This is a genomic window from Leisingera sp. F5 (assembly GCF_001593695.1).
The window spans coordinates 1-1,399 of record NZ_LUKH01000971.1; the positions used below are offsets into that span (position 1 = coordinate 1).

Annotated in this window: 2 protein-coding genes; both read right to left on the reverse strand. The window is 57.5% G+C overall.

Annotated elements, in window-relative coordinates:
• On the reverse strand, window positions 1-993 hold a 993-nt coding region (flhB, locus tag A2I95_RS37985; RefSeq protein WP_291737589.1), incomplete at its 3' end, for a flagellar type III secretion system protein FlhB.
• Window positions 990-1,399, reverse strand: a 410-nt coding sequence (locus A2I95_RS37990) for a flagellar biosynthetic protein FliR (protein WP_291737590.1), incomplete at its 5' end; no start/stop codon positions are given. The genes A2I95_RS37990 and flhB, both read right to left, overlap by 4 nt.

Sequence of the window (1,399 nt, forward strand, 5' to 3'; positions counted from 1 at the left end):
GATCTCAATCGTGGCATGCAAAGCCCGCGCCGTTGGCGGATCACTATGAATCGGGACGCCGTTTTCATTGGCAACACGTCGGATCGCCGCGGCCACTTCATCCACTCCTTTGGCAACGCAGACCGGCGCGGAGCCCTTCTCGCGGCTCCATTGCAGCGCCACCGCATAATGAGTCGGGTTAACAACCACCACGTCGGCTTTCGGCACATCGGCCATCATTTGCCCCATCGCAATCTGCTGGCCGCGCTGGCGGCGCTGGCCTTTCATATGGGGATCGCCTTCAGATTCCTTCATTTCGTCCTGGATCTCCTTCCGGGACATCATGTTCTTGCGGTGGTGTTCAGCATGTTGAAAGGCTGCATCCACAATACCGATGGACAGCGCGATGAGCAGCGCCAAAAACAAAAACTCCATCGCCAGCTGCGCCAGCATCAAGACAACTGACTGCGGGCCAGTGCCGGATGAAGCGATCATGTCCGGAAGCCGGTAAGACAGGTAGACGCCCAGACAGATCGAATAGAGCACCAGCTTCACAAAACTTTTGAAAAACTCGAACAGCCCGGATCTGCCAAATTTATTCTTGGCTCCCGAGATGAGAGAAATACGAGACAGCTTCGGCTCCAGCTTACTGGGCGCAAAAACCAGCGCACGCTGTCCGACAATCGACAACAGAACCAATGCAAAGGGAACCAGAAACCATGGCAGAGCAGGGCGCACCGCACTTCCGATGAACCCGCCCACAGGTGCCGCAGCCGGCCCTTCAAAGAACAGCGGGGCCAGCTTGTCCGGCTGGTCCAGAAAGGCCATCAGAGCGGTGCCTATCCCCTCAACGCTGCTGCTGCCGGCAGTATATACTGCGATGATCAGACCCAGATAGGCTGCGGCGACGGACAGATCCGTAGATTTGGCAACTTCGCCTTTCTCCCGGGCCTTGCGGAGTTTCTGTTCCGTCGGCTCGAATGATTTGTCTGAATCGTCGTCCTGGCCGCTCATGGCATTCCGCCTCCAGGATTCGACATAAAGGTCATCAGAGCTCTGGACCAAACATCCAGGATCATCGGGCTGCCGACCATCAGGATAAACAGACCGCCGAAGGTAATCGCCGGCGCACCGACCATGGCCACCATCAGCTGCGGCATAGCCCGGTTAATCACGCCCAGCGCCAAGTTGTAGATCACCGCTGTAATGACAAAAGGCGCCGCCAGTGTGAACGCCAGCGAAAAGCTTTGCGAAACCCTGTACACCCCCCATTCCGCCAACCCGGAAGCCGCGGGAAACTGACCAGCAGGAAACAGCTGGTAGGAGCCAATGAGCAATTCCGCCGCCCGTACATGCAGACCCATCATGACAGCAAGGGTCACACCGGAAATCATCAGAACGGCCCCCAGAGCCGGCATTG